General features: G+C 73.6%; 22 protein-coding genes and 1 tRNA gene. 15 read left to right on the top strand and 8 right to left on the bottom strand.

Features of this window, described 5'->3' with window-relative positions:
• Positions 1–128: 128 nt before the first annotated feature.
• The 5 genes from ACZ4VK_RS04815 to ACZ4VK_RS04835 all read left to right on the top strand — a co-directional run bounded on the left by ACZ4VK_RS04815 (position 129) and on the right by ACZ4VK_RS04835 (position 6,938).
• The gene (locus ACZ4VK_RS04815; protein ID WP_468348434.1) at positions 129–1,547 is read left to right on the top strand and encodes an ABC transporter substrate-binding protein; all 1,419 of its coding nucleotides are present in this window, start codon (positions 129–131) and stop codon (positions 1,545–1,547) included.
• A gap of 27 nt (positions 1,548–1,574) precedes the next feature.
• Positions 1,575–2,561: a carbohydrate ABC transporter permease gene (locus tag ACZ4VK_RS04820; protein ID WP_468348866.1), complete on the top strand. Its 987-nt coding sequence runs from the start codon at positions 1,575–1,577 to the stop codon at positions 2,559–2,561.
• Positions 2,562–2,613: 52 nt separating this feature from the next.
• Positions 2,614–3,438: a carbohydrate ABC transporter permease gene (locus ACZ4VK_RS04825; RefSeq protein ID WP_468348437.1), complete on the top strand. Its 825-nt coding sequence runs from the start codon at positions 2,614–2,616 to the stop codon at positions 3,436–3,438.
• 128 nt (positions 3,439–3,566) lie between these two features.
• Complete coding sequence (aspT, locus tag ACZ4VK_RS04830) at positions 3,567–5,249, top strand: aspartate-alanine antiporter (RefSeq protein WP_468348439.1); 1,683 nt, start codon at positions 3,567–3,569, stop codon at positions 5,247–5,249.
• Between the two features lie 39 nt (positions 5,250–5,288).
• Complete coding sequence (locus tag ACZ4VK_RS04835; protein ID WP_468348441.1) at positions 5,289–6,938, top strand: bifunctional aspartate transaminase/aspartate 4-decarboxylase; 1,650 nt, start codon at positions 5,289–5,291, stop codon at positions 6,936–6,938.
• Positions 6,939–7,008: 70 nt separating this feature from the next.
• On the opposite strand, the gene ACZ4VK_RS04840 is transcribed toward ACZ4VK_RS04835, so the two are convergent.
• From ACZ4VK_RS04840 to ACZ4VK_RS04850, 3 genes are all read right to left on the bottom strand, one after another.
• A complete protein-coding gene (locus ACZ4VK_RS04840) occupies positions 7,009–8,523 on the bottom strand; it encodes a glycoside hydrolase family 18 protein (RefSeq protein WP_468348443.1) in 1,515 nt (504 codons plus the stop codon).
• Positions 8,524–8,686: 163 nt separating this feature from the next.
• A complete protein-coding gene (locus tag ACZ4VK_RS04845) occupies positions 8,687–10,096 on the bottom strand; it encodes a sensor histidine kinase (protein WP_468348446.1) in 1,410 nt (469 codons plus the stop codon).
• Positions 10,093–10,821 (bottom strand): response regulator transcription factor, encoded by a 729-nt coding sequence (locus ACZ4VK_RS04850; RefSeq protein ID WP_468348448.1) that lies wholly within the window; start codon positions 10,819–10,821, stop codon positions 10,093–10,095. Before ACZ4VK_RS04850 ends, ACZ4VK_RS04845 begins: the two co-directional genes overlap by 4 nt.
• A gap of 79 nt (positions 10,822–10,900) precedes the next feature.
• On the opposite strand from ACZ4VK_RS04850, the gene ACZ4VK_RS04855 reads away from it, so the two are divergent.
• Positions 10,901–11,482 (top strand): hypothetical protein, encoded by a 582-nt coding sequence (locus ACZ4VK_RS04855; protein ID WP_468348450.1) that lies wholly within the window; start codon positions 10,901–10,903, stop codon positions 11,480–11,482.
• A 24-nt stretch (positions 11,483–11,506) separates the two neighbouring features.
• Here the strand turns inward: ACZ4VK_RS04855 and ACZ4VK_RS04860 are convergent, their stop codons facing one another.
• Both ACZ4VK_RS04860 and ACZ4VK_RS04865 read right to left on the bottom strand, forming a co-directional pair.
• Entirely contained in the window at positions 11,507–12,382 is an 876-nt protein-coding gene (locus tag ACZ4VK_RS04860) for a spermidine synthase (RefSeq protein ID WP_468348452.1), read from the bottom strand.
• Positions 12,383–12,407: 25 nt separating this feature from the next.
• Positions 12,408–12,851: a hypothetical protein gene (locus ACZ4VK_RS04865; RefSeq protein WP_468348454.1), complete on the bottom strand. Its 444-nt coding sequence runs from the start codon at positions 12,849–12,851 to the stop codon at positions 12,408–12,410.
• A 225-nt stretch (positions 12,852–13,076) separates the two neighbouring features.
• On the opposite strand from ACZ4VK_RS04865, the gene ACZ4VK_RS04870 reads away from it, so the two are divergent.
• Positions 13,077–14,363: a tetratricopeptide repeat protein gene (locus ACZ4VK_RS04870; RefSeq protein WP_468348456.1), complete on the top strand. Its 1,287-nt coding sequence runs from the start codon at positions 13,077–13,079 to the stop codon at positions 14,361–14,363.
• Positions 14,364–14,386: 23 nt separating this feature from the next.
• Here the strand turns inward: ACZ4VK_RS04870 and ACZ4VK_RS04875 are convergent, their stop codons facing one another.
• Complete coding sequence (locus tag ACZ4VK_RS04875) at positions 14,387–14,983, bottom strand: histidine phosphatase family protein (protein ID WP_468348458.1); 597 nt, start codon at positions 14,981–14,983, stop codon at positions 14,387–14,389.
• A gap of 147 nt (positions 14,984–15,130) precedes the next feature.
• On the opposite strand from ACZ4VK_RS04875, the gene ACZ4VK_RS04880 reads away from it, so the two are divergent.
• From ACZ4VK_RS04880 to ACZ4VK_RS04890, 3 genes are read left to right on the top strand one after another with little or no spacing between them, the layout of a single operon-like run.
• Positions 15,131–16,291: a hypothetical protein gene (locus ACZ4VK_RS04880; RefSeq protein WP_468348460.1), complete on the top strand. Its 1,161-nt coding sequence runs from the start codon at positions 15,131–15,133 to the stop codon at positions 16,289–16,291.
• Positions 16,292–16,331: 40 nt separating this feature from the next.
• On the top strand, positions 16,332–17,921 hold the full coding sequence (locus tag ACZ4VK_RS04885) for a hypothetical protein (protein ID WP_468348462.1): 1,590 nt from the start codon (positions 16,332–16,334) through the stop codon (positions 17,919–17,921).
• 2 nt (positions 17,922–17,923) lie between these two features.
• Positions 17,924–19,270, top strand: a complete 1,347-nt coding sequence (locus ACZ4VK_RS04890; RefSeq protein ID WP_468348868.1) for an AAA family ATPase — start codon at positions 17,924–17,926, stop codon at positions 19,268–19,270.
• 40 nt (positions 19,271–19,310) lie between these two features.
• On the opposite strand, the gene ACZ4VK_RS04895 is transcribed toward ACZ4VK_RS04890, so the two are convergent.
• Positions 19,311–20,312, bottom strand: coding sequence for an ArsR family transcriptional regulator (locus ACZ4VK_RS04895; RefSeq protein ID WP_468348464.1), 1,002 nt, complete (start codon positions 20,310–20,312; stop codon positions 19,311–19,313).
• Between the two features lie 142 nt (positions 20,313–20,454).
• Between ACZ4VK_RS04895 and ACZ4VK_RS04900 the strand changes: the two genes are divergently transcribed.
• The 4 genes from ACZ4VK_RS04900 (at position 20,455) to ACZ4VK_RS04915 (ending at position 22,251) form a co-directional block, all read left to right on the top strand.
• The gene (locus ACZ4VK_RS04900) at positions 20,455–20,871 is read left to right on the top strand and encodes an SH3 domain-containing protein (RefSeq protein WP_468348466.1); all 417 of its coding nucleotides are present in this window, start codon (positions 20,455–20,457) and stop codon (positions 20,869–20,871) included.
• Between the two features lie 178 nt (positions 20,872–21,049).
• On the top strand, positions 21,050–21,406 hold the full coding sequence (locus ACZ4VK_RS04905; protein WP_468348467.1) for a hypothetical protein: 357 nt from the start codon (positions 21,050–21,052) through the stop codon (positions 21,404–21,406).
• 133 nt (positions 21,407–21,539) lie between these two features.
• The gene (locus ACZ4VK_RS04910) at positions 21,540–22,187 is read left to right on the top strand and encodes a hypothetical protein (RefSeq protein WP_468348469.1); all 648 of its coding nucleotides are present in this window, start codon (positions 21,540–21,542) and stop codon (positions 22,185–22,187) included.
• A tRNA-Lys gene (locus ACZ4VK_RS04915) sits at positions 22,178–22,251 on the top strand. The genes ACZ4VK_RS04910 and ACZ4VK_RS04915 overlap by 10 nt, the downstream gene beginning before the upstream one ends.
• A gap of 59 nt (positions 22,252–22,310) precedes the next feature.
• Here the strand turns inward: ACZ4VK_RS04915 and ACZ4VK_RS04920 are convergent.
• Positions 22,311–23,591, bottom strand: coding sequence for a M6 family metalloprotease domain-containing protein (locus ACZ4VK_RS04920; protein ID WP_468348471.1), 1,281 nt, complete (start codon positions 23,589–23,591; stop codon positions 22,311–22,313).
• A gap of 326 nt (positions 23,592–23,917) precedes the next feature.
• On the opposite strand from ACZ4VK_RS04920, the gene ACZ4VK_RS04925 reads away from it, so the two are divergent.
• Complete coding sequence (locus tag ACZ4VK_RS04925) at positions 23,918–25,897, top strand: putative bifunctional diguanylate cyclase/phosphodiesterase (protein WP_468348473.1); 1,980 nt, start codon at positions 23,918–23,920, stop codon at positions 25,895–25,897.
• Position 25,898 lies beyond the last annotated feature (1 nt).

Consider the following 25,898-nt stretch of genomic DNA (forward strand, 5'->3'; position numbering starts at 1 on the left):
TTGGGCGGCTGTCAGAACACGGTCAAGGTCCAGGAACCGTCGAAGACGTTCGACGGCGCTCGGCCGGACGGGTGGTGGCGCCGGTGGGCTCCCCGCCGCCGGGTGACCCTCGCACTACGGTCGGGGCCATGTGGTGGAGGAGGAGGCGCGGCGGCGCCGGACGCGAACCCCTTGGACGCGACTCCGTCACCACCACCGCACCCGCCCGCGTACGCGGCGGGGTCACCGCACGCGCCCCCGTCACCGCCCTCGCCCTCGTCCTCCTCCTCGGCGCCGCGCTCTCCGCCGGGTGCGCCACCGACCCGCCGGAACCGTCCCCCGTGCCCGCCCGGGACCGCGTCGACGGCGCCGGGCGGCCGGTCACCCTCACCGTCGGCGTCTTCGGGGAGTTCGGCTTCCAGGAGGCCGGGCTCTACGACGCGTACATGAGGCTCCACCCGGACGTCGCGATCCGGCAGACCTCGCTCGCCCGCAACGACGTCTACTACCCGCAGCTGCTCACCCACCTCACCGCGGGATCCGGCCTCGCCGACATCCAGGCCGTCGAGGTCGGCAACATCTCCGAGGTCGTCGACACCCAGGCCGGACGGCTCGACGACCTCGGCTCCGCGCCCGGCGTCGACGAGAGCGCCTTCCTGCCGTGGAAGTGGGCGCAGGCCACCACGCCCGGCGGCCGCACCCTCGGGCTCGGCACGGACATCGGCCCCCTGGCCCTCTGCTACCGCAAGGACCACTTCGCGGCGGCCGGGCTGCCCACCGACCGGGAGACCGTCGGACGGCTGTGGGCCGGGGACTGGCGGAGGTACGAGGAGGTCGGCCGGCGTTTCGCCGAACGGGCCCCCGAGGGCGTGGCGTTCACCGACTCCGCCTCCGGAGTGCTCGCCGCCGCCGTCTCGGGCGCGCCGCTGCGCTACTACGACGCGCGCGGCGAACTGGTCGTGGCGACCAACCCGTACGTACGGGCCGCCTGGGACCTCGCCGCGGACTTCGCCCGGCAGGGGCTGACGGCCCGGCTCCAGCAGTTCACGCCCGACTGGGACCAGGCGTTCGCACGCGGGGCGTTCGCCACGATCGCCTGTCCGGCCTGGATGCTCGCCTACATCCAGGACAAGTCAGGCCCGGCCGCGCGCGGGCGGTGGGACGTGACGGTGGCGCCCCGGCCCGGCAACTGGGGCGGTTCGTTCCTCGTCGTGCCGTCCGCCGGGCGGCAGCGGGCCGAGGCCGCCCGGCTCGCGGCCTGGCTGACGGCGCCCGCGCAGCAGGCCCGGCTTTTCGCCCGGCGCGGCGCCTTCCCGAGCGCCTCCGCCGCGTACCGGCTGCCGGAGGTGGCGGACGCGCGGCACCCCTACTTCGGCGACGCGCCGACCGGCCCGCTCTACGCGGCGGCCGCTCGTGGGGTGCCGCTGGCCCCGGTCGGGCCGAAGGACGGGCTCGTCAACCAGATCCTCTCCGACACCGGGATGCTCCAGGTCGACCAGACCGGGCGGTCGCCCGACTCGGCGTGGCGGGCGGCGATGAAGGCGATCGACAACGCGCTGGACCGGTGAGCGTCCGTGACCGAGACGAAGGACCCCGTGGATCCCTTCCTGCCGCCCGCCGGTGCGCCCGTCCCGCCGCCCGCCGCCGCCCCGCCGAGGACGGAACCGGTCCGGGGGCGGGAGCGCCTCGGCCGGCTGCGGTCGCGCTCCGCTCCGTATGTGCTCGTCGCGCCGTTCTTCCTGCTCTTCGGGGCGTTCGGTCTCTTCCCGCTGGCCGCGACCGCCTGGACCTCGCTGTTCCGGGTGGAACTGACGGCGCCGGAGGCCCGGGAGTGGGTCGGGCTGCACAACTACGCCCGGCTGCTGCACGACGAGTTCTTCTGGAACGCCCTCTTCAACACCGTCGCCATCGGTGTCCTCGCCACCGTTCCGCAGCTGCTGCTCGCGCTCGGGGTGGCGCATCTGCTCGACGTACGGCTGCGGGGGCGGCTTGCCTTCCGGGTGGTGGCGCTCGCCCCGTACGCGACCTCGGTGGCGGCGGCGACGCTCGTCTTCGCGCTGCTCTTCGGCCGGGACCAGGGGATGGTCAACTGGGCGCTCGGGCTTGTCGGGATCGCCCCGGTGGACTGGCAGAACGGTCCGTGGGCCTCGAAGGTCGCCGTGTCGTCGATCGTGATCTGGCGCTGGACGGGCTACAACGCGCTCATCTACCTGGCGGCGATGCAGACCGTCCCGCGCGAGCTGTACGAGGCGGCGGCGCTCGACGGGGCCTCGCGGTGGCGGCAGTTCCTGCATGTGACGCTGCCGGGGCTGCGGCCCGCGCTGCTCTTCACGGTCCTGGTGTCGACGATCGGCGCGACCCAGCTGTTCGGTGAGCCGCTGCTGTTCAACAGCGGGGCGGGGGCGTCGGGCGGGGCGGACCACCAGTACCAGACGCTCGGGCTCTATCTGTACGAGCAGGGCTGGGTGAACCTGCACCTCGGGCGGGCGGCGGCCATCGCCTGGGCGATGCTGCTGATCCTGGTGGTGGTGTTCGGCGCGGCCCGGCTGCTGCGGCCGGTACTGCGCGGGAAGGGCGCCTGATGCGGACACGGATCGTACGGGCAGGGCTCACGCGGACGGGGAGGGCGGCCTGATGCGGACGGTGCGGGCGGGCTGGGGCACGTACACGCTGCTCGGTCTCTTCACGGTGGTCTCCCTCTTCCCCCTGCTGTGGACGGCGGTGGCGGCCTCGCGGACGAGCACGCGTCTCGCGTCGGCGCCGCCGCCCTTCCGGTTCGGGCGGAACCTGCCGCGGAACCTGGGGATCGCCTGGGCCGAGGGCGGTCTCGGGGAGGCGCTCGCCAACACCACGGTGGTCGCGGGCGCGGTGGCGGCAGGCACGGTCCTCTTCTCGACGCTCGCCGGGTTCGCGTTCGCCCGGCTGCGCTTCCGGTTCCGTGGCACGCTGCTGCTGCTCGTGGGCGCGACGATGCTGATCCCGCCGCAGCTGGGGGTCGTACCGCTCTATCTGCTCGTCGCGCGGCTGCGGTGGACGGACGAGCTGCAGGCGGTGGTCCTGCCCGCGCTGGTCTCGGCCTTCGGAGTGTTCTTCATGCGCCAGCACCTGCTGCGGGCGCTGCCGGCGGAGCTCCTGGAGGCGGCGCGGGTCGACGGGGCCGGGACGCTGCGGGTGGTGTGGCACCTGGTGTTCCCGGCGGCGCGTCCGGCGATGGCGGTGCTCGGGATGCTGTCGTTCGTGGCGGCGTGGAACGACTTCTTCTGGCCGGTGCTCGTGCTGACGCAGACCGGGAACCCGACCGTGCAGGTGGCGCTCACGGGCCTGGGGCGGGGGCATGTGCCGGACACCTCGGTGGTGATGGCGGGGGCGCTGCTCGGGACGCTGCCGCTGCTCGTGGTGCTCGCGGTGTTCGGGCGGCACATCGTGGGCGGGGTGATGCGGGGCGCGGTGAAGGGCTGACCCTTCCGGGAAGCGTCTCGCCCACCCGTTCGGACGATGCGGTGATCCACTTCGCCCTCCGCTCCTGTTAGCGTCCCCCCATGTCCAATATCCTCACATTTAGCCCTTTTTGGGTGCGGTGAGGGCCGATGGGGATCCTGCGTGACCATCCCGAACTCGCCCTCTTCCTGTGCCTCGCCGCCGGCTACCTCGTCGGCAAGCTCCGGGTCGGCCCCATCACGCTCGGCGGCATCTGCGGCACCCTCATCGTCTCGCTGCTCCTCGGAGCCTGGGCGAAGGTCACCGTCTCCGACGACGTGAAGACGATCTTCTTCGCGCTCTTCATCTTCTCGCTCGGCTATATGGCCGGACCGCAGTTCTTCGCCAACCTCAACAAGAGGAGCCTGCGCTTCTTCACCCTCTGTCTCATCGAGGTCGTCTCCGTCGTCGGCATCGCCCTCGGCCTCGCCGAGGCCTTCGACCTCGACGTCGGCACCGCCGCCGGCATCCTCGCCGGCGCCGCCACCGAGTCGGCCGTCGTCGGCACGGCCACCGAGGCCATCGGCAAGCTCTCCGACCTGACGCAGGAGCAGATCACCCAGTACCAGGGGCACGTGGCCACCGCGTACACCGTCTGCTACCTCTTCGGCCTCATCACCATCGTCATCTACAGCAGCCAGATCATGCCGATGATGCTGCGGATCAACCTGCGGGACGCCTCCCGCGAGCTGTGGGAGAAGATGCGCGGCTCCGGCGGCGGTCTGGAGGCCGACGAGCGCGAGGCGCTCCCGGGCATGGTCGGCCGGACCTTCCTCGTCACGCACGCCGACGGGGCCAGGGTCGGCGACCTGGAACGCTCGCTCGGCGGCCGGGTCACCGTCGAGGCGGTGAAGCGGGGCAGCAAGGTCCTCACCCCTCCCCCGCCCGACTTCGAGCTGACGCTCTCCGACCTGGTGCTCACGGTCGGCCGGCGGGCCAACATCATCGAGGCCGGCCGGGTCATCGGCCCCGAGACCCCGGCCGTGCCCGGCCTCGACACCCCGCTCGCCACCACCCAGGTCTCGCTGACCGACAAGAGCGCCGTCGGCAAGTCCCTGGACACCCTGGCCAGGGAGCACCCCGAGTTCACCTCCGGCGGGGTGTACGTGACGGACGTGCTGCGCAACGACCAGCATCTGCCGGCGACCCCGGAGACCGTGGTGAGCAGGGGCGACGTCCTCACCCTTGTCGGCGCCCGCTCGGGCCTCGGCAGGCTGGCGTCCAAGGTCGGCGCGGTCGTGAGGAACGACGCCACGGACTTCATCTACCTGGGGCTCGGCATCGTCGCCGGTTCGCTCCTCGGGCAGGTCGTGGTGAAGTTCGGCGACGTCCCGATGTCGCTCGGCACGGGCGGCGGCTGTCTGATCTCCGGGCTGCTCTTCGGCTGGTTCCGCTCCCGTACGCAGACCTTCGGCGCCTTCCCCCCGCAGGCCGCCTCCACCCTCAAGGACATGGGCCTGGCGATCTTCATCGCCTGTACGGGCCTGGTGTCGGGCCCGCAGGCCTGGCCGCTGCTCAAGGAGTACGGGGCGCTGCTGCCGTTCGCGGGGATCGCGATGGTCCTGGTACCGGCGACCCTCTCGCTGATCGTCGGCACCAGGCTGCTGAAGATCGAGAAGCCGCTGCTCATCGGCGCCATCGCGGGCCAGCAGTGCTCGACCCCGGCGATCACCTCGATCACCCAGGTGGCCCAGAGCTCGGTCCCGATGCTCGGCTACACGATCACGTACACGCTCTCGAACTTCCTGCTCCCGCTGACCGGCCCGCTCCTCGTCGGCATCCTCGGGGCGTGAGCGGACGTGCCGACCGACCTCGACTCCCAAGGACACGCCGTGCCCAAGACCACCTTCACCCGTCAGGAGATCCAGTCCTTCGCGCGGCTCTCGCCGTTCGAGCTGAAGGACACGTTCATCCGGATCGCGCAGGCCGCACAGGCCGGCAAGCCCGGTCAGAAGGAGAAGTCGCAGACCCAGATGCTCAACGCGGGCCGCGGCAACCCGAACTGGGTCGCCACCGGTCCCCGCGAGGCGTTCCACGCCCTCGGCTACTTCGCGATCGAGGAGTCCCGCCGGGTCTGGACCGCCGACAACCTCGGCGGCATGCCGGAACTCCCCGGCTCCGGCGCCCGCTTCGACACCTTCGTACGGCAGCACCCGGCCCTGCCCGGGATCGAACTGCTCCAGAAGTGCGTCGCGTACGCGGTCGAGCGCTTCGGCTTCGACAAGGACGCTTTCGTGCACGAGCTGACCGACAGCACGATCGGTGACAACTACCCCGTACCGGACCGGATCCTGACCCACACCGAGCAGATCGTCCGCGGCTACGTCCACGACGAGATGTTCGACGGGCGCCCGCCGGCCGGGAACCTGTCGCTCTTCGCGACCGAGGGCGGCACGGCCGCCATGTGCTACATCTTCGACTCGCTGATGAAGAACGGGCTCCTGAGGAAGGGGGACCGGATCGCCCTGATGGTGCCGGTCTTCACCCCGTACATCGAGATCCCCGAGCTCGACACGTACGACTTCGACGTCGTCACCGTCAGCGCGAACCTCTTCACGGAGACCGGTGTGCGCGAGTGGCGCTACCCGGCCGAGGAGGTCGCGAAGCTCGCCGACCCGTCGGTCAGGCTGGTCTGCGTCGTCAACCCCTCCAACCCGCCGTCGCTCGCGCTGAGCGAGCGGGTGGCGAACCAGATCAAGGACGTCGTCGCCGGCCCGAACCCGAACCTGGTGATCGTCACGGACGACGTGTACGGCACCTTCGTCGAGGGCTTCCGCTCGCTCGCCGCCGACCTCCCGCGCAACACGCTCCTCGTGTACTCGTACTCCAAGCACTACGGCTGCACCGGCCACCGGCTCGGCGTCATCGGCCTCCACGACGACAACGTCATCGACGAGATGATCGCCGACCTGCCCGAGGCCGAGAAGGACCGCCTCGCCAAGCGGTACGGCACCCTCAGCCTGGAGCCGGAGAAGATCCGGTTCATCGACCGCCTGGTCGCCGACTCCCGCCAGGTCGCCCTCAACCACACGGCCGGGCTCTCCCTCCCGCAGCAGGTCATGATGGCGCTGTTCTCCCTCTTCGACATGCTGGAGGAGGGCCAGGCGTACAAGCGGAGGATCCGGGCCATCGTCCGGCAGCGCCTCGGCCTGCTCCTCGAAGGCGCCCGGATGAAGATCGCCGACGACCCGAAGCGGGCTGGCTACTACATCGAGCTCGACCTCATCGCGGAGGCCGAGCGGGTGCACGGGAAGGACTTCGCGGACTTCCTGGAGAAGAACTACGAACCGGTCGACCCGCTGTTCCGCCTCGCCGAGCAGACCGGCGTCGTCCTCCTGAACGGCGGCGGCTTCGACGGCCCCGAGTGGTCGGTCCGGGTGTCGCTCGCCAACCTGGACGACCTGGACTACCTGAAGATCGGCCACCATCTGCGGGCGATCTTCAACGACTACGCGGAGGAGTGGAGGGCGTCACAGGCATGAGGGGTGCGCGCCCCGGTCGGCGGTGGGGTGGTTCCGGCCGGGGCGCGCGCTCGTGGGGGGACTCAGCGGCTCACTTGTAGGCCGCGAAGGCCTTCGTGAAGGCGAGCGGCTGCTGGAGGATCGAGGAGCAGGTGGCGTCCGCGTGGTTCACGGCGCCCGCGGCGCACTGCTTGTCACGGGTCGAGGACCACATCGACAGCCAGCCGATGCCCTTGGACTTCGCGAAGTCGACGAGCTGGGTGGCGTCGTCGACCCTGAAGATCTCGCTGGTGACGTCGTTGACGCCGATCATCGGGGTGACCGCGACGGCCTTCCACGCGGCCGCGTCGGAGAGCCCGAGGACGCCCTTGATCTGCGCCTGGGTCGCGGTCGCGGCCTGGATCGCGTACGTCCCCATGTCCGCGCTGTACGCCGGGCCGTAGTCCATCGCCATGATGTTGACGGCGTCGACGCGGACGCCGTTCCTCTTCGCGTCGGCGAGCAGGTCGACGCCCGGCTGGGTGAGGCCCTCGGGCATGACGGGCAGGGTGAAGGAGACGCTCAGGCCCGGGTGGGACTTCTGGAGCTGGGCGATGGCCTGCGAGCGGCGGGTGTTGGCGGCGGTGTCCGGCAGGGCCGCGCCCTCGACGTCGAAGTCGACCTTGGTCAGCTTGTACTGGTCGATGACCTTGCCGTACGCGGCGGCGAGCGCCGAGGACGAGGAGCAGTTCAGGGCCAGCTCGTGCCCGGCGGCGCCGCCGAAGGAGACCCGGACGTCACCGCCCTTGGCGCGCAGGGCGCCGATCTGGGCGGCGACCTTGTCGTTCGCGAGGTCGGTGACACCGCCCCAGAGCGGGGCGCAGGCGCCTCCGGAGGTGATGAAGGCCAGGTTGAACTCCTTCACGCCGGTGGCGTCGGCGGTCGCGAGCAGGTCGTACGCCGGGTAGAGCGAGGTGTCGACGTAGGGGGCGTACTTCGCGCCGGCTCCGGTCGGGGGAGCGGTCGTGGTGGGCGTCGGGGTGGGGGCCGGTGCCGTGGTCGTGGTGGCGGTCGGCTTCGGGCTCGCCGTGGCCGTGGCGCTGGGGGTCGGCCGGGGGCTCGCGGTGGCCGAGGGGGACGCCGTGGCGGTGGGCTGCTCGGTGGGGCGGCCGCTGGGGGTGGGTGCGGTGCCTCCGGCGGAGCAGGTCGCCTTGTTGATGAGGCAGTCGGCGGGGTCGCCGGCCTCTCCCGTGGCGGAGGTGACGAAGCCGACGGTGACCGACTGCCCCGGGGCCAGCTGCCTGTTCCAGGTCGCGGGCTTCACGGTGACATGACGGCCGGAGACGGTGTGCTCGCCGTTCCACAGGGACCCGATGGTCGTGCCGGCCGGGAGGTCGAACTCCAGGGTCCAGTCGGACTGGGCGGTGGACGTCTCGTTGGTGACGACGTACTGGCCGGTGTAGCCGCCGGTCCAGGAACTGGTCCTGGTGTACGCGGCGCCGACGGCTGCGGCCTGGGCCGTACCGGTGAGCGCGAGGACGGTGCCGCCGACGACCGCCGCGGCGACGACGGCTCCGACGGCCTTGGTCCTGGTGCTCGCCCTGCGCCGGTGCGAACTGGTGCCCATCGCGTGCCTGCCTCTGTGTACGGGGGTGGGGAGGGGGTGCGGCAGCACGCTAGCGAGGGGAAGTCGGACAAAAGGGCGTACGGGGACACGGCCGGGGATCCTTAGGCTCCGCTTAAGGAAGGCATCGGAACCACGAAAGGTTCACCCCCCGCACGGGGCGGACTCAGGCCTCGGCGGCCCTGCGGGTGCCCGTACCCCCGCGTCGGCGGCGGGCCGGGCGCCGGTCCCGGCGTCCCGTCGCGCCGCCCGTGCGGCGCCCGTCGAGACCGATCCAGACCCGGACCTCCGTACCGCCGAGGACCGAGTGTCCGATGCGGACGTCGCCGCCGGTGGTCTCCGCCATCCGCCGCACGATGTCGAGGCCGAGGCCCGTGGAGCCGTCCCGGCCGCCGCTGTTGCCGCGGGCCAGGGCGGCGGCCGGGTCGGCGATGCCGGGGCCCGCGTCGGAGACGAGGACGATGACGGCGTCCTCACCGTTGTGGAGGTCGATCGAGAAGGCGGTGCCCTCGGGGGTGTGCCGGAAGACGTTGCCGAGCAGGGCGTCGAGCGCGGCGACGAGTTCGGGGCGGGCGACCGGGATGCGGACCGGGCGCTCGACGCCCGCGACCCGTACCCGGCGGCCCTCGTCCTCGGCGAGCGCCGACCAGAACCCCATCCGCTCGCGCACCACTTCGGCGGCGTCGCAGCCCGCGCCGGGACCGGTCGCCTGGGTCTGCGGCTTCGCGTCGCGGGCCGTGCGGATGATGATGTCGACCTCGCGTTCCAGCTGCTCGACGGCGGCGCGGGTCTGCTCGGCGGCCGGTCCGGAGCCGAGCGAGGCCGCGTTGAGCCGGAGCACGGTGAGCGGGGTGCGGAGCCGGTGGGACAGGTCGGCGGCCAGTTCGCGTTCGTTGGCGAGCAGGTGGACGACCTGGTCGGCCATGGAGTTGAAGGCGACGGCGGCCGACTTGAGTTCGGGCGGCCCCTCCTCGGGGACGCGGGCGCCGAGTCTGCCCTCGCCCAGGTCGTGGGCGGCGCCCGCCAGCCGCTGGGCGGGCCGGACCATGCGGACGCCGAGGCGGTCGGCGACGGCGACGGAGCCGACGATGAGGGCGACGCCGACTCCGGCGAGGACCAGCCAGGCGGTGGCGACGCCGTTGGACACCTCGCCCTCGGGGACGAAGAGTTCGACGACGGCGACCTGGCCGCTGCTGAGGGCGGTGGGCTGGAGCAGCGCGAAGCCGCCGGGGACCTCGGCGATGGAGGCGCGGCCGAGCCGGCGGGTGGTCGCGAGGTCCTCCTCGCCGGCCCGCCGGGTGCCGATCTCCAGGGCCGTGGCGCCGGGTTCACCGGCGGGCACGTGGACGGCGAGCCGTCCGGCGGCCCCGTCCTCGGTGGTGGCGACGGCCTTGTCGAGCTCGTCGCGCTCGGTGGTGATGGCGAGGACGGGGGCGAGCCCGGCGGCCCGTCGTTCGGCGTTGGAGAAGGCCCGGTCGCGGGCCATCTCCTTGACGACGAGCCCGAGGGGTACGGCGAAGGCGACGACGACCATGACGGTGACGGCGAGCGACACCTTGACGAGCGCCCATCTCACGGCCGGCGCTCCGGCGGCGCGGGCGCCGGTTCCGGCTCCCGGGGCGGCTCCAGCTTCACGCCGACCCCGCGCAGGGTGTGCAGATAGCGGGGCCGCGCGGCCGTCTCACCCAGTTTCCTTCGCAGCCAGGACAGATGGACGTCGATGGTCTGGTCGTCCCCGTACGCCTGCTGCCACACCTCGGCGAGCAGCTCCCTGCGCGGGACGACGACCCCGGGCCGCCCGGCGAGGAAGGCGAGCAGGTCGAACTCGCGGCGGGTCAGGTCCAGGGGCGTCCCGTCGAGCTCCGCCTGGCGGCGCAGCGGGTCGACGGTGAGGCCGCCGACCCGGAGCGCCCGGGACGGCGGCGGCTCGCCCGCGGCGGACCGCGCCCGGCGCAGGACGGCGGCCATCCGGGCCGAGAGGTGGTCGACCGAGAAGGGCTTCACCAGGTAGTCGTCGGCTCCGGCGTGGAGGAGCCGTACGATCTCCGCCTCGTCGTCCCGCGCGGTCGCGATGATCACCGGTACGTCGGTGATGCCGCGCAGCATCTTGAGCGCCTCGGACCCGTCGAGATCGGGCAGTCCGAGGTCCAGGACGACCACGTCGAAACGGACGTGGGCGACCTCGCGCAGCGCCTCCAGAGCCGTGCCGACGCTCCGTACCGTGTGGGAGGCCTCGGAGAGCTGCCGGATGAGGGCGGAGCGCACGAACTGGTCGTCCTCGACCACGAGCACACTTGCCATGGGCCGCACCGTACGCCATGCGGGGGAACGTCTCGGAGCGGACCACCCTCCGGTACGGGCCCGCCGGGGGTGGGGCAGTATGACGCGGATGCGAAGAGGACTCGTTCACGCCCTGGCCTGGTCGCTCGCCACCGGCGCGGCGGTCACCCTGTCCTGGTGGGGAGTGCACACGGTGCTGTCCGGCACGGTGTACGACCCTCCGCTGGCGCTGCCCCTCCCGGCCGGCGGCGCCGCCGGTCAGGGCCCGGCCGGCGGCGATCCGCTGTCGTCCTCGACCCGGCGGCCCGAGCCCTCCGCGTCCTCCGTGTCCGCCTCCGCGCGGCCCACGCCGAGCGGCGGGCGCACGACCACGGCCGCGCCCGCGGGAACCCCCTCGCGGACGCCGAAGCCCACGACTTCGACTCCGCCGGCCGCCACCCCGCCCCCCTCCGACTCGCGGGTGAAGACCTACACGGTGGACGGCGGGCGGGTCACCTTCGACCTCGGGGAGACCTCGGCCGAACTGGTCTCGGCGACCCCGGCGTCCGGCTGGCAGATGCAGGTGTGGAAGCAGCCGGCCTGGATCCGCGTCACGTTCACCGTGGACGGCCGTGAGCTGTCCGTCTTCTGCGTCTGGCACGACAGCGCGCCCCGCGTGGAGATCGACGACCGCGCCACCTGAGGCCTGCGGGCCGTCGGACGGCGCTCAGCGGAAGGCGGAGGCGGGCGGTGCGGGCGAGGGCCTGGCGCTCGCGTCGCTGACCGGCGCCGCTCCCCCGGCGAAGTCGGCGAGCGCCCGCCCGTGTTCGACCCGCCCCGGGTGCGGGTCGGTGGCGACCCGGCGGGTCAGTTCGGCCACCGGCAGCTCCCGGTCGGAGGCGAGCAGCACCGCGTTGCCGAAGCGGCGGCCGCGCAGCACCGTCGGGTCGGCGGTCAGCGCCAGCTCCGGGAAGACGGCGGCGGCCGTGGCGATCTGGCCGCGCAGATGGGTCAGGGGCGGTCCGTCGGCGAGGTTCGCCGCGTAGAAGCCGCCGGGCCGCAGCACCCGCCGCACCTCGGCGAGGAACTCGGTGCTGGTCAGATGGGCCGGGGTGCGGGCCCCGCTGAACACGTCGGCGATGACCAGGTCGGCCCAGCCGTCCTGGACCTTGGCGAGGCCGGCGCGGGCGTCGGTGGAGCGGACCCGGACGCGGGCCCCGGCGTCGAGCGGCAGTTCGCGGCGGACGAGCTGGACGAGGCGGGCGTCGAGTTCCACGATCTGCTGGGTGGAGCGGGGCCGGGTCGCGGCGACGTACCGGGCGAGGGTGAAGGCGCCGCCGCCGAGGTGGACGACCTGGAGCGGCCGGTTCGGCGGGGCGGCGAGGTCGGCGACGTGGCCGAGCCGCCGCTGGTACTCGAAGGAGAGGTGGGCCGGGTCGTCGAGGTCCACATGGGACTGCGGGGCACCGTCGAGGAGCAGTGTCCAGGCGCGCGGGCGCTCCCGGTCGGGTATGAGTTCGGCGAGTCCGCCGTCGACGGTCTCGACGACGGGGGCGGCGGCGGCCGCCCGGTCACGCTGCTTGTTCCTGGCCACGGACCCCATTATCCGGGCCCGCCCGGGCGGGGGCTCAGTGGCAGCCGTCGGCCGCCTCGATGAGCCGGGCCGCCTCACCGAGCGCCTCGCGGAGGACGACGGGGTCGGTGACGGGGTCGGTGTCCCCCGGGGGCAGCAGCCAGCCGGCCGGGCGGGGCGCGTCGCCCGCCGGTTCGGGCAGCTCGGGCAGTTCGGGGAGGCGGAGGCCGCGCCCGGAGGTCCGCGTACAGGCGCTGCCCGGCATGTCCCAGGCGGCGGCGGTCCCCGGCGGCACCAGGAAGCCGAGGGTGTCGCAGGCGCCGTCGTGGACCACGGGCCCGACGGCGGGGGCGGCGCTGCGCCGCAGGATGTCGACGGCCTCCAGGCCCTGCCGGACGGGGACCGTCACCAGGTCCCAGGCTCCGGCGGCGGGCTTGGGGTCGTCGGCCTCCGGGGCGGATGCGTGCCACGTGGCCGACTGCGAACCGATCTCCGACATGGGGACCCCTCCTCGCTCCTGAGGAGACACGTTCCGTCTCTCCCTTTACGGTTCAACGCCCGTGCGCGTCAACGGCTACGGCGCCATGCCGCCGCAAAGGATGGCAGTTCATGGCAGATCGCAGGCGAGATATCCGATTTGTAGCCAAACTCTGCGTACGCATCCGGTCACAGCAGGTACGTTCTTGCCGCCGGAACACCCGGCAGCACAGGAGAGGGCTCGGCCATGGCGACGTCACGGGCAGTTCCCAATCTCGCCTTCCGACGGCTCCGCGGACAGCACTCGCCGGCGGAGTTCGCGGCGGCGGTCCGCCGGGCGGCGCGGGAGATCGGCGAACAGGTCGCGTGCGACGCCCGCTACATCGGGCGCGTGGAGGCGGGAGAGATCCGCTGCCCCAACTACGCGTACGAGCGGGTCTTCCTGCACATGTTCCCCGGACTCGGCCTCGCCGACCTGGGGTTCTCCGCGCGGGAGGCGGTGCGCGGCCGGCGGCAGGCCGTCCCGGCCGGGGCTCCGACTCCCGCCGCCATCCCGACCCGGAACGATGAGGAGAGCGACGTGCTGCGTCGCGCATTCATGACGAGCGGCTCCGCCACCCTGGCGGCCGCGTCGCTGGGACTCGGCGGCCCCGCCGTCGCGATCCCCACCCCCCGCGGCACCCACCGCATCGGCGAGTCCGAGGTGCGGGCCGTCGAGGACGCCGTACGGCAGATCCGGCTGCTCGACGACCGGCACGGCGCCGACGGGCTCTACAAGGTCGCCGCTCAGCCGCTCCGAGCCGCGTACGCGCTGCTCGACACGGGGACCATGACCCGCCGCTCCACCGAGGACCGGCTGCACGCGGGCGCGGGCGAACTCTCCCTCTCCGTCGGCTGGCTGGCCCACGACTCGGGACGGCACGAGGACGCGCGCTCGCACTACGCCGAGGCGCTCGCCACCGCGCGCGTGTCGGGGAACGCGGCCCTGGAGGCGCACGCCTTCTGCAACACGTCCTTCCTGGCCCGGGACACCGGCCGGTACCGCGAGGCGGTGCGGGCGGCGCAGGCGGGGCTGCGGGCCGCACAGCCGCTCGACTCGGCGCGGCTGCTCTCGCTGCTCTCGCTGCGGGAGGCCGGCGCCTGGGCGGGGCTCGGCGACCGCTCCGCCTGCGAGCAGGCGCTCGGCCGCGCCCACGGCTTCTTCGACCGGGGGCAGGCCGAGGGCGACCCGGAGTGGATGTCGTTCTTCGGGGAGCCGGAGCGGGAGGCCCTGGAGGCCCAGTGCTGGTCGGCGCTCGGCGACTGGGGCCGGGCCGCCCGCCACGCCCACCGGGCCACCGTCCTGCAGAACCCGCACTTCGCCCGGAACCTGGCGCTCTACCGCGCCCACCTCGCCAAGGACCTGGCGCACGCCGGGCGCCCCGAGGAGGCGGCGGCGGAGGCGAAGCGGGTGGTGGACTCCCTGGACGGCATCGCCTCGGCCCGGATCCGGGGAATGCTCTCCGAGACCCGCCGGGTGCTCGCCGCGTACTGAAGCCCCTCGGCCTCCCGCGGCGGCTACTGCTCCAGGTGGCCCGTGTCGTTCCAGCGCTCGATCGCCGGAGCGCCGTACGCCCAGCCGAGGACGGAGAGGCTCGTCGGGTCGAGGCGGATGCGGGAGGCGAAGGAGACGTCCTCGCCGAGCCAGCGGGCGCCGATCGAGCGCAGGATGTGGCCGTGGGCGAAGACCAGGACGTCACGGTCGGCCGAGCGGGCCCAGTTCACGATCTCGTCGGCGCGGTCCGAGAGCTGCGCGAGGGTCTCGCCGTCCGGGACGCCGTCGCGCCAGATGAACCAGCCGGGCTGCACGGCCTGGATCTCGGGCGGCGTCATCCCCTCGTACGCCCCGTAGTCCCACTCCATCAGCGCGTCCCACGGCTCGGCCCGGTCGCCGAAGCCGGCGAGCTCGCAGGTCTCGCTCGCGCGGACCAGCGGGCTGGTGCGCACCTCGACGCCCGGCAGTCCCTGCCAGGGGCCGCGGTGGAGGCGCTCGCCGAGCAGCTTCGCGCCGCGCCGCCCCTCGTCGAGCAGGGGGATGTCGGTCCTGCCGGTGTGCCGGCCGAGAAGTGACCACTCGGTCTGGCCGTGCCGGGCGAGCAGGATGCGCGGTGCCATGGGAAGGACGCTCCAGGGGTTTCACGGTGCGGACGTGCCTCTCCCATCATCGCCCACGTGGATTCGGGGTGACATGCGGGCGACCTCCGGGGCCTCTGACGGCGGAAGCGCCTCCGGTTGTCAGTGGCGGATGCGAGACTTCCACGGGTGAGCGCATCCTTGGACAGCGGTCTGTCACGAGCACCGCGGACGACACGTCTACAGCTGTTCGCCGAGCTGCGCGGACCGGCCACCGTGCCGCGTCCGCTGGACGCGCGGGCGCTCGCGGCGCTCGCCGCCAACCCCGGCTGCCGGCGGCGGGCCCTCCTCGACGGCGCCGGGGTCGACAAGTCCGCGCTCGCCGCGAAGCTCGGCTCGCCCGCCCCGTTCGGGCAGTCCCAGTTCGCGATCGTGCGGGGCAACTCCTTCGAGGCGAAGGTCAAGGCGGACGGCGGCCGTGAGCTGCTGCGCCTGATCGGCGTCGAGGAGCCGGGCGCGGTGTCCGTGCCCGAACTGGCGGCGGCCGGACCGGAGGGGCGGGTGGCGCGGACGGCGCTCGCGCTGCGGGAGGCCACCGCGGCCGGGGCGTGGACGCTGCTCGACCATCCGCTGCTCGCCCTCGATGTGGCGGGCTCGCCGGTCTATCTGGAGCCGGACGCGGTGGTGGTCCGTCCCGACGGCGGGTGGACGGTCGTGGAGATCAAGTCGTTCCCGATGGTCGACGGCGCGGCCGACGCGTCGAAGGTGGGCGCCGCGGCCCGCCAGGCCGCGGTGTACGTGCTGGCCCTTGAGCGCGTGGCGGCCCTGACGGAGGGCGCCCGGGTCGCGCGGTCGGTGCTGCTCGTCTGCCCGAAGGACTTCTCGAACGTGCCGACGGCGTCCGTCGTCGACGTGCGCAAGCAGCGGGCGGTCACCCGGCGGCAGCTCGCCCGGCTGACCCGGATCGACGAGATCGCGGAGGCCCTGCCCGAGGGCACGAGCTTCGACGTGGCGGAGCGCTCGGCGGCGGAGCTGACGGCGGCCGTGGAGTCCGTCCCCCACCAGTACGCGCCGGAGTGCCTGGCCGCCTGCGAGCTGGCCTTCCACTGCCGGTCCCGGGCGCGGGAGGCGGGCGCCGTGGAGACCCTGGGCCGTTCGGTACGGGGTGAGCTGGGCGGCCTGCCGACGGTCGGCGCGGTCCTCGCGGCGGCCCGCGGCGAGGAGGGTGACCCGGACGACCCGGCGGTGGCGGCCCTGCGCAGAGCGCGGGCGCTGCGCGCGGAGGCCCTGGAGTCGGCGCGGTCGGCGCCCACCCGTACGCCCGGAGAGAGCCCCGCATGCCCCCGCTGACCGCTGCTCGTTCCTGCGCCGCACCCCGGAAGGCCCCCGTATGTCGCTGATCTCCACGCTGGCCCGGATGGAGGCCGTCGAGTCGGGCCGGGCGCAGCCCCTGGCGACCGTCCGCCACCGGCGGATCTCCGAGCGGCCGCTCGTCCTCGTGCCGCTGACGACGGCCGGTGAGGCGGGCGCCCCGCTCGGCGCCCTGGTCGGCACCGACCGCGAGGAGCCCCGGCTCCTGGTGGTGGCCCAGCCCCGCGACCGTGACCTGCGGTTCGCGTTCCTCGCCGATCTCGCGGAGGAGGTCCTGCCGTACGTCGACTCCTTCGCGGACGTCGTCGAGGCGGTGGAGAAGAGCGAGGTCGACCCCGAGACCGGCAAGAAGGTGAAGGTCGAGGTCGAGCTGTGCTCGGACGCGCCGCAGCTGATCGTGCCGAGCCGGGCGGGCGTCGAGTACGTACGGCTGCTCGGGCGCTCGACGCGGTTCCGGCGGACGGCCGAGCAGGACCCGGAGACGCCGTTCCCCGCACCGCCACGCGTCCCGCTGCTCGGGCGCTGGTTCACGCACTTCGGCGACCGGGCCCGGGTGCCGGGCTCCTCGCTGCTGCTCGCGGCCACCGACCTGCTCAACCGGCACTGGGCGACCGGCCAGTCCTCCCTGGAGGACCAGCACCTGGGCGCGCTGCTCGCCTGGATCGACCCCCGCGACGGTGAGCCGGGCGCGGAGGCGGCGCTGCGGGCCGAGACGGGCCGGGACGAGCGGGGCCAATTGCTCTGCCCGCCCGCCGGTCCGGCCACCGACCCGGCCTTCGACAACGGGCTCCTCGCGCCCGCGATCGAGCGGTACGACCGGGCCCGGCAGGCACTCGGCGCGGCCCAGGACGGCGAGGCGGCCGACAGCGGCCTCGGCGAACTCCACCGCGCCGAGCGGGAACTGCGCCGTCTGGTCGTCTCCCAGCTGAAGCCGACCTGGGACGCGGTCTGGCGGGCCATCGACCTGCTGCGGGAACTGCCCGAGGGGGCCAGGGTCGAAGACCGCTGGACCCGGGACCGCTGGTCCTTCACGGCCCATCGTGACCGGGTCACGGCCGGCGAGCCGCCGCAGCCCCGCCGGGACGACGCCGTGACGGCGGCCCGGAAGCTCGCCGCCCGCGAGCAGGCGCAGGGCCAGCTGGAGGCGCAGGAGGCCCTCGACGATCCGCTGGTCCTCGCCGGGCGGAGACTCGCGGGCGAGGCGTTCTCGGCCGAGGTGGCCGAGGTGACGATGGCGTGGACGGAGTCGAAGCGGCCCGCACCGCGTCCGCTCCTCACGGTCCGCACGGACGACCGGCCGCACCTGGGCGAGAAGGTGAGGGTCTACCGCTCGCTCGACGGGAAGCCGCAGACGGCGGAGTTCGTGCGGTACGAGGAGGACGGCTCGCTGCTGCTCCGGCTCCTCGACAGGATGGGCCGGTCCAAGGAGCCCGCCGAGGGGTCGGTGCCGGAGAAGGGCGAGCGGATCGCCTGGACGCTGTTCGAGCACGACCAGCGGGTGGGGCCGCAGCTGCCGGACCCGGAGGAGACGCCCTGGACGCACGGCGGTCCTCCCCGGACGGACGCCGTGGAACTGCCCGACGCCGTGACACCCGAGGACGTGCTGTGAGCCTGACCGATACCGCGCCGGGGACCTTCGATCCCTCCGCCGAGGCCGGGCGGGCGACGGACGCCATCCTGGCGGACACCCTGCACGGCACCGCCCGTGGTGTCGTGGTGGACTCCCCGCCGGGTGCCGGGAAGTCGACCCTTGTGGTGCGGGCCGCGCTCGAACTCGCCGCCGCGGGGCGCCCCCTGATGGTGGTGGCCCAGACGAACGCGCAGGTGGACGACCTGGTGCTGCGGCTCGCCGAGAAGGAGCCCGCGCTCGAGGTGGGCCGGCTGCACTCGAACGACAGCGACCCGTACGACAAGGCGCTCGACGACCTGGAGAACGTACGGAAGTCGGCGAAGGCGGGTGAGCTCGCCGGGCTTCCCGTGGTGATCTCCACGGCCGCCAAGTGGGGGCACGTGAAGAACGTCGAGCCGTGGGCGCACGCGATCGTCGACGAGGCGTACCAGATGCGCTCGGACGCGCTGCTCGCCGTCGCGGGCCTCTTCGAGCGGGCGCTGTTCGTCGGCGACCCCGGACAGCTCGATCCCTTCTCCGTGGTGGGCGCCGAGCAGTGGGCGGGGCTCAGCCACGACCCGTCGGCGAGCGCGGTCTCCACCCTGCTCGCGCACAACCCGGAGCTGCCGCAGCACCGGCTTCCGGTGTCCTGGCGCCTGCCGGCCTCGGCGGCGCCGCTGGTGTCGGACGCCTTCTACCCGTACACGCCGTTCCGCAGCGGCACCGGGCACGGCGACCGGAAGCTGTCCTTCGGTGTGCCGTCGGACGGCTCCGGCCCCGACCGGGTCCTCGACGAGGCGGCGGAGTCGGGCTGGGGCCTGCTCGAACTGCCCGCCCGGCACACCCCGCGCACCGACCCCGAGGCGGTCGGCGCGGTCGCCCTGGTGGTGCGCCGGCTCCTCGACCGGGGCGGGGCGGCGGTCTCGGAGCGCTCGGAGACCCCCGTACCCCTGACCCCGGACCGTGTCGCCGTGGGCACCGCCCACCGCGACCAGGCCGCGGCGGTCAGGGCGGCGCTCGCGGAGCTCGGCGTGACGGGCGTGACGGTGGACACCGCGAACCGGCTCCAGGGGCGTGAGTACGACGTGACGGTCGTCCTCCACCCGCTGTCCGGGCGCCCGGACGCGACGGCCTTCCATCTGGAGACGGGCCGGCTGTGCGTCCTCGCCTCCCGGCACCGGCACGCGTGCGTGGTGGTCTGCCGGGCGGGGGTGGCGGAGCTCCTCGACGAGCATCCGTCGACGGAACCGGTCCAGCTGGGCGCGGCGGTGTCGTTCCCGGACGGCTGGGAGGCGAACCACGCGGTCCTCTCCCACCTGGAGGAACACCGGGTGAGCTGGAGACCCTGACCTCCCTGGCGGAACACCGGGTGAGCCGGAGGCCCTGACCTCAGGGGCGGTTCGCGGCCGCGCGGAGGACCGACGCGCCGACCGGGGTGAGGGTGTGCAGGACCGTCGCGGCGTGCCGGCTGCTCGTGATGAGCCCGGCGTCGCGCAGGGCCGTGGCGTGGCGGCTGGCGGAGGCCGCGGAGACCCCGGCCGCGCGGGCGATCTCGCCCGTCGTCGCCCCGGTGGCGGCCGCGCGCAGGGCCGCCGCCCTGGTCCGCCCGAGGAGCGTCGTCAGGGAGGCGGACGGTTCGTCGGCGAGCCGGTGGTCGGGGGGCAGGGCGGCGATGTCCCGACGCGCGGGGTAGCAGAGGACGGGTGGGAGGTCCGGATCGGCGAGGCTGTTCGGGGTGCGCCAGCAGAAGTACGTGGGGACGAGCGTCAACCCGCGCCCTTCGAGCCGCAGTTCCCGGTCGGCGGGAGGGAAGTCGACCTGTAAGGACGGCGGTCGCCAGCGGATCGCGGGCCCCGCGCCGCCGAGGAGCCCGCCGACGCCGCCGTCGAGGAACTCGCGGCCGAGCGCGGCCCGTTCGGCGTCGAAGCGGGCGCGGGTGGACTCGGCGTACGGGGCGATGCCGACGTCGTGATAGGCGCGCAGCACCCGTACGAGCTCCCTGCGGTCCTCGGGATCGCCGAGCCGCGCCGCCCACGGCGGCGCCCCCACCATGCGGTCGAGCCGGGCCATCTCCTGGGCCACCCGCCGCGGGGAGGTCGCCAGGATCGCGTCGAGCCCCTCGGCGAGGCCGCCGACGCCCGGGCCCGGGGTCAGGAAGTCCGGGAAGTAGGCGGCCCGGGGGAAGAGCGGCAGGAGAACCGTGCGGAGCGCCCGGTCGAGCCCCTTCTCGCGCAGCCGGACCCGTACACTCCGCAGCCAGCCCGCGTAGGCCCAGCGGCCGTCCCGGGTCTGGAAGCGGTGCAGGCTGGTGGCGATCTCCCAGAACGGATTCGGCGCCGCGGCGACCCGGACCGCGGCCAGATCGGCGTCCCCGAAGTGGATGCGGAGCATCTCGTTCCCCCTTGTGAGCTCGGCATTTGCGGTGAGCCGCAACAGCATGGCCCAGTTCCGCCGGGATCCGTCATGGTTGGCCAACGGCGCAGGACGGCGGGCGTGTCCGCGCCGCGGAGAACCACCAACGGGAGGAAATGACATGCGAACTCTCACGACACGCACGGCCGTTGCGGCGACCACCGGCGCACTGGCCCTGGCCGGGATCCTGGGCACGGCCGGCACGGCGAGCGCGGCCCCGGCCGCCGCTTCCGCGCAGCGGACGCAGGTCACCGAGGCCGGCCAGGTCCAGGCGGCGCTCCTCGTCAACCGCAAGGTCTGGAAGACGGTGAACCACCGGTCCGCGGCGACCGGGAGCTCCACGCTCATCGGCAAGCTCTACGCGGGCAAGTACTACGCGGTGAGCTGCTGGAAGTACGGCGAGACGGTGACCGCCGAAGGCACCACCAACAACGTGTGGATCTACTCCAGGAACGACACCGGCCGCTGGGGCTTCGCCAGCGCCATCTACTTCTCGGGCAACAAGTACGCCGACCTGCCGCTGAACGCGCGGTGCTAGTCACCCAGCCGCGCCCGTGACCGCGCCCCGGAGCCGTACGGAGAACCGTACGGCTCCGGGGCCGTTGCCGTCCGGGCGCCGGGGGCGCGTGGTGGAAGCCGCGCGCTCTTGCGGGGCGCGGGACAATGGGAGGAGGCCCGGGTCTCCGGGCCGTGCCTGTGCGAGGAGGAGACGAACGATGGCGGAACCCGCGGAACGGAGCGGACAGCGGCGGCTCAGGCCGGCTCCGCTGATCTTCGAGCCTGCCGAGGCGACCGCCGATCCGGAGCACTTCTTCGACCTGGAGTCGATAGAGGACCCGCGTGAGCTGCTGTCCCGGGCGACGGAGCTGACGCTCGCGTTCCGCGCGGCGGCGGACCGGGCGACGGAGTTCCAGGCGATCGCGGCGGCGCAGCTGGCGGATCCGCGCCGGTTCGACCGGCTGACGGCGGCGGACGTCGCCGAGCGGGCGCAGTGGACCGAGGACTACGCGCGGAAGATGATCGAGTTCGGTCGGGACCTGATCCGTACGAACGGCCGCCCGGCGGAGGAGTAGGCGGGGTGCGCGACCACGTTCTCCCCCTGGCGCGTGGCATATGCGGGCCGCACGATACTCCTCGCCCACCCCTCCTGTCCGGGATTCGCGAACCCTCGGCGACGGCGTCGTCACGCCCGGTAGATCTGGAGGCATGACGACGTGGCTGCGCGACGAGACCTCGCACGACCTTTCGCACGACATCTTCCGGTTCCTCCGGGAGGGTGACGAGGGGCGGCATCAGACCGCCCGGGTGACCGCCGACGGAGCCGCCTGGCTCGCGTCGGCCGCCGGGGGCCGCGGGACCGCGCTCACCCGCTGGGAGGCCCGGCCCGCCTCGCCCGCGGTACTGCCGTGCGGGAGGGTCTTCGACGTCGTCAACGTGGACCCCGTCTTCGGGCGGCGGATGCTGGACCGCCTGTGGTCGGAGGGGCCGGGATCGGGGCCCGTCGCCGTCCACCGGGGCCGGATGATGCTCTTCGCCGCGCCGGGCGCGGCCCAGCGCCTTCCGGCCCTCCTCGACTGGGAGGAGTGGAGGGAGTGGGGCGAGACGGCCCCCCGGCCGCTCTGCCACGGGGTCGGCGACGCCGTGACCGTGCCGCCGCTCGCGCCCTCCGGCTCCTCGGGGCCGCGCTGGCTGGTCGCCCCCGACACCCGCCATCCCTGGCTGCCGGGCCCCGAGGTCATGCTCTGGGCCTGCGTACGGGCAGTCCGGGCGGCCGCGGCCGCCGACGTGCGGGTATCGATTTTTCCTCCCGCCGATCCGGGTGCTAATGTCTACGACGTCAGCAGGCGCCGCTAGCTCAGTTGGTTAGAGCAGCTGACTCTTAATCAGCGGGTCCGGGGTTCGAGTCCCTGGCGGCGCACAGACGGAAGAAGCCCCTCGCGGAAGCGGGGGGCTTCTTCGTGTTCCGGCGCCGCCCCCTCAGTCGACGGCGGGCGGGGTGACCCTGATCGTCCAGCCGCCCGTCCCGGTGCGGTCCATGACCTCGACCCTGACCCCGGTCCCCGGCACGGTGAGGGTCTCGCCCTCGTCCAGCGGGGCGTCCGCGAGCGGCGGGTAGACGGAGCTGTCCCAGCAGGCCTCGGTGCGCGGGTGGGCGTCGACGACCTCGACCGGGCCGTCGCCGGAGGCCGCGGCGCCGCGGACCCGGTAGACGAGTACGCCCTGGGTGCAGGTGTCGGCGTTGTTCCCGGCGTCGGTCCTGGCCTCGACCGCGAGGACCGTGTCGGGTCCCGTGCGGACCACCGCGAGCCGGGTGCCGAGGGTGCCGCCGGGCGGCGGCGGGGTGTCGGTGGGTTCCAGGGTGACCATCCGGGGCTCGGCGCCCTGGACGCAGGCCACCTGGGCCGGGGAGAGCCAGCCGAGCTTCCACTTGTGCCAGCCGAAGAGGTCCGGCGAGAGTCCGAACTGGCTGCCCATGACGTCCCAGTCCCCCACATGGGTGTCCCAGTCGCCCTTGCCGTCCACCGGGCGGTGGTAGAGGTCGGGCAGGTCGAAGACATGGCCGGTCTCGTGGGCGAGCACGTTGCGGTCGGGCGGGTGCCGCTCGAAGACGGTCACGACCCGCTTGATCTCGGTGCCGTCGACCTTCAGGGGCCGTTCGAGGTTGACCACCTTGGTCGCGTCGGAGTCCACGCCGGGCGCGTCCGGGTCGGCGACCAGGTAGACGACGTCGTACCGGGAGAAGTCGACGCTCGCGTCGGCCGCTGCGACCGCGTCCCGGAGGTAGGCGGCGCGCTGCCCGGCGTCCCAGTCACGCCGTATGTCGTACGCGCTCGACTCCCTGGGCATCGGCGTCCAGGCCGGCTGGAGGTGCGGGCGCAGGGTGAAGCGCCCGTAGGAGGCGCGCGAGAAGTAGTCGCTGGTGGCGGGGAAGTGGTCGGCGGCGAGCTCGGCCGGTTCGATGAGCGGCTCCGAGTCCGGGAAGGAGAGGAAGATCATGACCGCGTCGAGTGCGCGGTCGGGGCGGGGGTACGACCTGTTCCAGGTGTCGAGGCCGAGCGAGTGATGGGCCGCCGTGCGGGGCAGGGCGCAGGGACCCGCCATGGGCGCGCCGACGGCGGGGCCGGCGACGAGTCCGGTGGCGGCCAGGGCGGCGAGCGAGGTGAAGGCCGCCGCGCCGGCACGCAGCCGCGAGCGTTCCACTCCCCCGGGTGGCTGCTGACCCCTCACGTGGACCTCCGGATCGGGAATGCGGGACACCTCACCCACCTTGTGATGGTTTGCGGCGTTTCGCATGTTTCCGCTGCCCCGGTCGGGTGAGAGGGCGCCACGGGGTCGACGCGACACGGGCGCGCTTCAGCTCACGGAAAGTCACATTCGGTCACGCCGTCATCGACCCGTGTCAGACCCGCGCAGAAACGATCACGCAGGGTCCTGTGGTGGTCGGCCTCACAGCGCCGGACGCTCCCCGGAGGCGCTCTGTAGCTGGAAGGCTCCCCCGCGCTGGCTCTATGATCGGCTCACTCTTCCTTGGCCGACCGTCCCGACCACATGTGACCGGCCCGACTGCACTACGGGAGCGAGCGGTGAGCGGAACCCCCGAAGGACCGGTGCACCCAGAGCCGCCGGAGAAGCACGCGGCAGAGACCGCACTCACGGAGCGTCACCCCGAGCAGCGCGGCGGGCCCCGACCCGAGCTCGCCACCCGGCCCCACCCCGGGCATCCCCCGCAGCACGGCGGGCGGGACGCCGCCGAACTCCGCGACTACCACGCCGCCTTCCGGGTCGCCCAGCTCGCCATGGCCGTCGTCGACCAGGACGGGATCGTCGTCGCGGCCAACGACTCCTTCGGCACCCTCCTCGGCACCGAGGCCGGCGCGCTCCGCGAGCAGGCCGCGTCCGATCTCGTGGACCTCGCGTCCGACGGGCGCACCTGGCACGCGTACCGCGAGGTGCTGCGCGGCCGCCGCTCCCGCTTCCGCTGTACGCGCCGCCTCAAGCACCCCGACGGGCGCTCGCTGTGGGCCGAGGTCACCGTGGCGCCCGTGCCCGACAGCCGGAGCGTCCTCCTGTCGATCGCGGACATCAGCGACCGCCGTGAGCTCCAGGCCCGGCTCCGCCACCTCCAGATGCACGACCCGGTGACCCGGCTGCCCAACCGCGCGCTGTTCTTCGAGCGCCTCTCGGCCGCCCTCGAGGCCTCGGCCCAGGACGCCGGGGACGATCAGGAACCGGAGGCGGCCGGGAGCTCCGGCCGTACGGGCGGAGCCGGGGCGAAGGGCGCGATCAGCTCTTCGTACGAGTCGTACGGGTATGGCAGAACAGGGCGGATCGGACTCTGCTACCTCGACCTCGACGGCTTCAAGGCGGTCAACGACACCCTTGGCCACCGCGTCGGCGACCGGCTCCTCGCCGCCGTCGCCGGACGTCTGACGGAGTGCGCGGACAGCGACGGCTACACCCGCGGCGGCGGCCATCTGGTGGCGCGGCTCGGCGGGGACGAGTTCGCGATCCTCGTCGAGGACTCCACCGGCACCGAGCAACTCGCCGACCTGGCACGATCGGTGCTCGACTCGCTGCAGCACCCCTTCGACCTGGCAGGGCAGCGGCTCGCGGTCTCCGCCTCGATCGGCGTGGTCGAGCGCTCCGGGCACGGGACGACGGCGACGGCCCTGATGCAGGCCGCGGACACCACGCTGTACTGGGCGAAGGCCGACGGCAAGGCCCGCTGGACCCTCTTCGACCCCGAGCGCAACGCGCACCGGATGACCCGGCAGGCCCTCTCCTCCACCCTGCGGCCCGCCGTGGAGCGCGGGGAGTTCGGTCTTGAGTACCAGCCGCTCGTGGATCTGGCGGACGGGGCCGTGCGCGGGGTGGAGGCCCTGGTGCGCTGGAACCACCCGCAGTTCGGCTCGCTCGCGCCGAATCGGTTCATCGGGATCGCCGAGGAGGACGGCTCCATCGTGGAGCTGGGCCGGTGGGTGCTGCGCACGGCGTGCCGGCAGGCCCGGCAGTGGCAGAAGGACCATCCGCGCGAGCGCCCGATCTTCGTGAGCGTCAACGTGGCGGTCCGTCAGGTGTGGGACTCCGACCTGGTCGCGGACGTGGCGGGCATCCTCGCGGAGACCGGTCTCGCCCCGCATCTTCTCCAGCTGGAGCTGACCGAGTCCGCCGTGATGGGCTCGGCCGGCCGGCCGCTCCAGGCGCTCCAGGCGCTGAGCGACATGGGGGTGCGGATCGCGATCGACGACTTCGGCACCGGCTACTCGAACCTGGCCTATCTGAGCCGGCTTCCGGTCTCGGTGCTCAAGCTCGACGGATCGTTCGTGCGCGGCTTCCAGGACGAGGAGCACGCCAACCCGGCGGACGAGCTGATCGTCGAGGCGCTCGTGCAGCTCGCGCACCGGCTCGGCCTCACGGTCACCGCGGAGTGCGTCGAGACCTCGGGGCAGGCGAGCCGGCTGCGGCGGATCGGCTGTGACACGGGGCAGGGCTGGCTGTACTCACGGGCGGTGGCCCCGGACCGCATCGCCGAACTGATCGGCACGGAGCCGCTTCCGGTGTGAC

This window comes from Streptomyces sp. NPDC028711 (genome assembly GCF_055565415.1).